The sequence below is a fragment of the Arthrobacter arabinosi genome, from assembly GCF_054511115.1.
Genome location: NZ_JBTNDF010000022.1, coordinates 1 through 6,526, shown reverse-complemented (window position 1 = coordinate 6,526; position 6,526 = coordinate 1). Strand labels below are relative to the sequence as shown.

The window sequence follows — 6,526 nt, the reverse complement described above, 5'->3', positions numbered from 1 at the left end:
CAGTCGTGAAGTCATCCACGGCCATCTCCTCTCGGATCAGGCCGGGCCCTCACACACCGTTTTTCTTACAGTCCCCGAGATACGCCGGCATGAGGCGCAATCCTTTGCGGTGAGGAAATTTGGGAACGAGATAAAGCGACTGAACAAGCTTCGGCGTGAGGTCGCCCGCTTGGGCGCAGCTCTACGCCCGGTAACTGTTCCTCAGTGTCGGCTATGTGATGTTCGAGGTGGACGCGAAAGGTAAGACCGGGATTGGTTTGACCGGGCACTAACAGTACGGAACGGTACCGTCGATCTACTGTGCAGAGCACCCCCGGCGCGGCGTCTGCCTCTCGCTCCGTCTGGTTCAGGCTTGAGGGGGCTTGCCACCACGAGGATAGTAAGCATACTGATAGTTTGTGGTGGGTCGCCGATGGAGAGGCGCCTGTGTTGAGTAGAGATTTATCAGGAGGGGACGGCAGATGAGTACAGGGGCGCGGATCCGGCAGGTCCGGGAGGTTCTGATGTCGACGCAGCTGTGCTTGGAGGATGTGTGGATCGCGTATTACGCGATGGGAGGTGCGGCGTCGCGATTCGAGCTCGAGGCGTGCCTGGCGGGGGTCTTGACCTTGGACGGTGGCGAGTGTGAGGTGCTCGTCGAGGCGACGAACACGCGGCTGGCTCAAAATCACATCGGGATGAGGATCGCCGACTGTACTGATTCGTCATTCGGAAGGCTGCTCTGGCATGCCGAGCATGAAATGGGCGCTGTGGGGGCGTTCCTTCTCACTCCCCAGGAGCAGGAGCGAGAGCGGCTGGAAGCGGTCATCCGGACTGGGTTGCTGGATACGGCACCGGAGGATCGGTTCGATCGGATCAGTCGGCAGGTGAGTGATCATTTTCGTGTCGGCGCGGCGATGATTACGGTCATCGATGACCGCCGGTGTTTCGGGAAGTCAGTGATCGGCCCTCTGCACCGTGAGGTCTCTCGAGCGGTGTCCCTGTCTGACCTTGCGCTCCGCCGCGCCCGCCCGACGGTTATCCATGACACAACAACGGATTATCAGTGCAGGGACACCCCGTTTGTCCTCGGCGACCCGCACCTACGCTTCTTCGCAGGGCATCCTCTCCGCGGACCGCGCGGATGGATGATCGGGACATTGTGCATCGCGGATCAAACCCCTCGAATTTTTACGGCCGATGACGGGCGTATCCTCCGCGCTTTTGCACAACGGGTGGAGGATGAGATCAACGGGCCGCGTATCCTGCCAGAGCTGTGATGTCCACCGGAGCGGTCATCGCCTGACTGTGGCAGGTCATCGGGCGAGGTTCACGGTCAGTGGGGTATCGCTCAGAGATCGAAGTGAGTACGGACGGGCGCGGTCTGACCGAGGGAGGCGATCAGGTTCGCTGCGAGGTCCCGGAGTTTGATGTTTCGGCTCTGGGAGGCGGTGCGCAGGATCGCGACCGCCTCGTCCTGGCTGCACCGGTTCTGTCCCATGATGACTCCCACCGCGAGGTCGATGACGGTCCGGGTTTCCATGGCAGCCCGCATGTGCGCGGAGTTCTCATTCAGGGCGGCGATCCGTACCGCCAGGCGCAGGGACTTCGACGCGTCCCGCGCGAAGCCCTCGGCGACCTTGATGCTCGTCTCGTCGAAGGCGTTGGGTGTCACCGCATAAAAATCCAGGCCCGCACTGGCGCCTGCATCGAGCCTGATGGGGATCCCTAGGGCCGAGCGGATCCCGTGTCCGGCGATGGCCTGCCGGTACTCGGGGAACCGGGGCTCGGTGAGGAAATCGGGGATGTGCACGGTGTACCCTTCACGGGCTGCGCGCAGGCACGGGCCGTCGTCGAACCCGTATTGCACCTCATCCATGACACGCGCCCGTTCACTGCTGCTGGCCACCGTGGTCATCGACTGGGGCCGCAGCAGGGTCACACCGCAGAACACCTCACCGTGGGCCCCAGTGAACGCTGCCGCCGCGACGGAGACCAACCCCTCCAGGAACTCCTGGACGTCCTGGCTGTCCAGGACCATGTCCTGCAACAAGGCCGTTACCTCGTGATCAGCGGCCTCCTTAGCTAACTCTCTCTCATCCGGCACAACATTCTCCTCTACATAATTATCGTCGATCAGGTTCCGGTGCATCGGGGATGTCCTTTTCACTGCACGATCTTTTGAAGAAGACCTGAATAATGCGAGCTACTCACAAACGACGTGCTATGCCGAGTACTGGCCGGGGACGTGGAGATTCCTGTGATGGTGTGATCTCCGTGGCGTCCCGGCGATCGAGCTCTTCGGTCAGTTCCTCGTTGCGGGATTCCGTCTCGGGATGAGGTTCTCCGTCCTGCACGTACTCATGGGACAACTCGCGCTGAATCTTGCTATTGAGGACTTCAACCTGCGGAAGGCTTAACGCGGACAGGTCTTCGGGGAAGGATTCGGACGGGCTCAGACGTGTGGTCATGGAACGCCTTTCGACGAAAAGAGAGCATGATGAAGCAGGGCTCCCTTCTGAACCGCTGCTGACCCTATCAGTTCCATGATTTCGCTCCCAATCTTCGCCCCCACTGCGCTGAGGACGATGCTGCGAAGAGCACGATGCAGTGACCTCGCACCATCTATGCCCTCCAAGCTTTGATCCGTCGTCCGCGGTTCCCGGCATTCCCCACGCTGCAGGCAGTGAATTGCACTTACCCCAGCAGTCACCGCAAGCAAGCAATGTTCATCACCGCACGAACAGACACCGATCCTCTTAGTGTGGCGTCCTGATTTGCTCTGGAAGTTCACCGCTGCTGATGAGGCGATCGGCGACGTCCCAGAGTTTCAGGTGGGTGCGCTGGCTGGCCATGGACAGCACGATGAACGCCTCCTCGCCGGTGATCTTGTGGCGTTCCATCAGGATCCCCTTGGCCTGGCCGATGACATCCCGGGAAGCCACCGCCTCGTTGAGTTGTCGGTTCTTCTCGGCCTCGGCGAAGGCGACGGAGGCATGGGAGGCGACCAGCAGGCCGATGTTCTCCGACTCGTCCGTGAACGCGTTCGCTTCGTACGAATAGAGGTTCAGGGCTCCGAGGTCGTCGCCCTCGACCCACAGCTGGATGGAGAGCATGCCCCGGGCGCCGGCCTCGGCGGCCCGCCGGGAGAACAGCGGCCACCGCGTTTCGTGCGCCATGTCCGGGACCCGCACCGTGCGGTGCTTGTAGGCCGCTTCCAGGCATGGGCCCTCGTCGGTCTCCATTTGCAGCGCATCGATCCGCGCGGGCAGGGACCCGGTGGCGCCCCGCGAGCCAATGTGTTTACGCCCGAGGACGACGCTGACGGAGCCTTCGTCGACACCGGGAATCAAATTCAAGGCCGCGTGGACGAACCCCGCGATGATCGCGTCCGAGTCCGGCTCCCGCTGCAGCGACCGCGCGAGCTCCGCCAGTTCCGTGGCGAGATCGCGCTCACGTTCGCTACCGCCGTGATGGGAGGACGGCATACCCCTGGTCACAACGGGCTCCTCGCTCATCTTTCACACCCTCTCACGATGGGGTCTACTGCGTTGACGGCTCGGGCTTACTGTAATCCTCGGCCTCGCGCGCCAACACCCTTGCGGGACTGTGAGCTGCCACCGGAGGATCATTCTCCGCCGAGTGGGCCTCACACGAGGTGCGGCGCACGTCGCAAGATGGCGTAATGCGCCGGACTGCACTCTTTGTGCAGTCCGGGCCCAGCAATTATTGATTGATCCGTTGACCGCTTTTCCCTTGACTGGAGGGAGTCCTAGGGTCGAGCAAACGGCACCGAGGGCGGCAGGAGTGCAGGGCGCACCGCCTTGCACTCCTGTTCACATCCGCCCGGCTCGCATAGGGGATCGGCGGGTCAGGAGCAGAGCCGATGGACCGGGGCCAGTCTGATGCGGCCGCTGCCGTATACTGTTCGGCGCGTAAGTTAGCTGATCTAACGAGCAAGACCGGTCACGGATTGGCTCGCGCGCGGGACGATTGACCCCGGACGCTCCTACGGCGCTTTCGTGTTGAGGGTGCCGTCGATGAAAATGGCGGCGGGTGTCGACTGGGCCTGGGGGTACTAGGCGGGCATCCTGCGTAGCGTGAGATAGGAGCCGACAGCAAGCAGCGCGCCCACGATGATCGCCCAGGGGTCAGTCCGAGCGAGCCCGCGTCGAGAACCCACTGTCCGACGTGCGGACAGGCCTGCCGCCAGGTTGTGAGCGCCACTAGCCCCACGAAGGCGAGGCCGAGGCCGATCAAGACGATCGTGAGGACCGCGTTGCCGTACCGCTTGAAGATGGCGGCAAACCAGAAATCGATGATGAAAAACAAGCAGACCCCTCCAAGCGCAAACAGTATGCGGTCAACAATGCAGTGAATGACCGTTCTTGCGAAGGATCCTTTGACCGGACTAATCGGCGAGCTCCTGACGGGTCCGAACGGTCTCAGTATCGGCGCGGAGTTTGGTGACCCCCTCTTGTCTCAGCAATGTGTCTCACTTCGAGTATTCTCATCAAAGCAGAAAGAAGCCTTTGATGAGCGTGAGGAGCACGGAGATGGGAAGCGTCGGGTATGCCAGGGTTAGTACTCTGGAGCAGAACGCTGATCTGCAGCATGCCGCGCTAGCGGCAGCTGGCTGCGACCGAATCTTTACCGATCACGGCGTCAGCGGAACGGCGGCTAGTCGGCCGGAGCTCGACAAGCTCCTCGATCACCTCCGGAAGGGTGATGAGGTTGTAGTGTGGAAGCTGGACAGGTTGGGTCGTAACACCCGGAACCTCCTGGCACTCATCGATGACCTGGAGCGCAGGGGAGTGCACTTCCGAAGTGTCACCGAGGGCATCAGTACAACGGGCCCCATGGGGAGGGCGATGCTCACTGTGATGTCTGCCTTCGCTCAACTCGAGCGCGACCAGTTCGCCGAGCGCACAAGAGCCGGCATGGCTGTGGCTGCAGAAAACGGCCGGAGAGCCGGCCGACGGGAAGTGACTGCCGACCACGCGAAGGTCAGGCGCGCCAGGGACCTCAAAGCCCAAGGCCTCGCGCCAGCTGACATCGGCAAGATCATCGGCGCCAGCCGGGCGACGGTATACCGCTACCTCAGCATGGGCGTGAACGACGCACGCTAGTGCGACCGGCAGCGGGGCATTGCATATTGAGTTGACCCTCCAGCGATGACTAAGGAACGGCCGTTTTCAAAGAACGTGACATCCGTCGCCCGCGCTAAGAGGAATGATGCAGTGGCCAGCGAGGGAGTCAGCCACAGCCTGACTCCCTCGTAAACTGGAATGCATTGTGAGCAGCGCGGACGCCTGGTTTCCTCACGCCCGTTGTGTGACTAGAAGGGACAATTCCCCGGTGTCTGAGGAGACTCGCAGTGTTGAAGGTCTGCCCGAGAGGACCTGTGCAGACCCTGCCGCGCCACCAGTTGCAGAACTCGATCCAGAACCGACGTACTGCGCATATCTCGACGAGTCGTCCGCAGTTCGCTCAGAGGAGCGTCAGGAGTACTTGGTATGCGCCGCTGTGATCCCCATTGCAGAGGTCGAGGCAATCCGCGAGCGAGTGTCTGCTCTTCGGTTGAAGGGGCAGATCAAGCTGCACTGGACCGACGAGAGCGAGGCGCGCCGCAAACAAATCGTCACCGCCTTGGCTGGACTGTCTCCCATGACTGCGGTGGTCACTCACCTCAGCGATCGACAGAACAAGACTGAGCGGTTCAGGAGGCTCTGCCTCGAGGTGATGTACTACGAGTTGGCGCTGATGGGCGTCCGGAGTGTCATGTGTGAGGCACGCACCGCGTCCCAGGACAAGAAGGACCGAGCCCACATAGTGGCTCTGCGTAACCAGCGGAAAGTCGAGCAGGGCTTTGACATCGATCACTGCCGTGGGGGAGATGACCCGCTGCTGTGGCTACCAGACATCTTTCTAGGAGCAATCAACTCCCGTCACCTAGGCAACAGCTGGTACTACGACGCTCTAAGCGAGTTCCTGATCCTAGAGAGTAAGACCGCCGACTCATACTGACGGGCTTAAAAGCGTAAGGCCCCTGATCCAGTCGTCCGGCTGGGGTTCGAGGGCCTTCTTCCCACTCCATCGCAATGGCGGGCAAGACCATTGTTGCACCGCGCAACACTCACATCAACACCCACGGTCGATTTTTCGTTGGCATGGCGTGTGACGTTTACCGCAACCGCTGGCTGCAGCACAAGAGGAGCGAAGGTCTACTTGTCACACTGCCGCCTCGGAGTATCTACAGTGGGTCCTGTCTCCTCAGACATTGCGTCGCCAACTGGCCCGACGGTCAAGGGCTGTTAGCCGACTCATGTAGTCCTAGCAACAGCACTTCTGAGACGGAACACAGTGAGACACGTTTTCGAGACGAGAGCAGCCCCACAACCACGGGACACGGCGCCCGCTCACGAGGCGCCGTGACAGTGTCTTGGGAACCTTTGGCGGTCTCAACCGGCCAGTGCACCACTCCTTGGCAGGATGAGTGGTGGAGGTGCGTGTGGAGTTCACGACGGAGCAGCAGCAGACTATTTGG

General features: G+C 61.4%; 6 protein-coding genes. 3 read left to right on the top strand and 3 right to left on the bottom strand.

Going from position 1 to position 6,526, the window contains the following annotated elements; all coding sequences use genetic code 11:
- Window positions 1-503: 503 nt before the first annotated feature.
- Entirely contained in the window at window positions 504-1,259 is a 756-nt protein-coding gene (locus ACX80P_RS16865; RefSeq protein WP_459279253.1) for a GAF domain-containing protein, read from the top strand.
- Between the two features lie 71 nt (window positions 1,260-1,330).
- Here ACX80P_RS16865 and ACX80P_RS16860 read toward each other — a convergent pair whose 3' ends face one another.
- The 3 genes from ACX80P_RS16860 to ACX80P_RS16850 form a co-directional block, all read right to left on the bottom strand.
- A complete protein-coding gene (locus tag ACX80P_RS16860; RefSeq protein ID WP_394253169.1) occupies window positions 1,331-2,032 on the bottom strand; it encodes an ANTAR domain-containing protein in 702 nt (233 codons plus the stop codon).
- Between the two features lie 157 nt (window positions 2,033-2,189).
- Window positions 2,190-2,450, bottom strand: a complete 261-nt coding sequence (locus tag ACX80P_RS16855; RefSeq protein WP_394253171.1) for a hypothetical protein — start codon at window positions 2,448-2,450, stop codon at window positions 2,190-2,192.
- Between the two features lie 288 nt (window positions 2,451-2,738).
- Window positions 2,739-3,479 carry a GAF and ANTAR domain-containing protein gene (locus ACX80P_RS16850; RefSeq protein ID WP_459279252.1) on the bottom strand — a complete coding sequence of 247 codons (741 nt, stop codon included), beginning with the start codon at window positions 3,477-3,479 and terminating at the stop codon, window positions 2,739-2,741.
- Window positions 3,480-4,514: 1,035 nt separating this feature from the next.
- Between ACX80P_RS16850 and ACX80P_RS16845 the strand changes: the two genes are divergently transcribed.
- Window positions 4,515-5,108, top strand: coding sequence for a recombinase family protein (locus ACX80P_RS16845; RefSeq protein ID WP_459279251.1), 594 nt, complete (start codon window positions 4,515-4,517; stop codon window positions 5,106-5,108).
- Between the two features lie 229 nt (window positions 5,109-5,337).
- Complete coding sequence (locus ACX80P_RS16840) at window positions 5,338-6,006, top strand: hypothetical protein (RefSeq protein WP_459279250.1); 669 nt, start codon at window positions 5,338-5,340, stop codon at window positions 6,004-6,006.
- The last annotated feature ends 520 nt before the right edge of the window (window positions 6,007-6,526 follow it).

What these genes read in the sequence shown, in the direction of transcription:
- ACX80P_RS16845 (WP_459279251.1), top strand. Translation starts at nt 4,515, where the DNA reads ATGAGCGTGAGGAGCACGGAGATGGGAAGCGTCGGGTATGCCAGGGTT.
- ACX80P_RS16865 (WP_459279253.1), top strand. Translation starts at nt 504, where the DNA reads ATGTCGACGCAGCTGTGCTTGGAGGATGTGTGGATCGCGTATTACGCG.
- ACX80P_RS16855 (WP_394253171.1), bottom strand. Translation starts at nt 2,450, where the DNA reads ATGACCACACGTCTGAGCCCGTCCGAATCCTTCCCCGAAGACCTGTCC.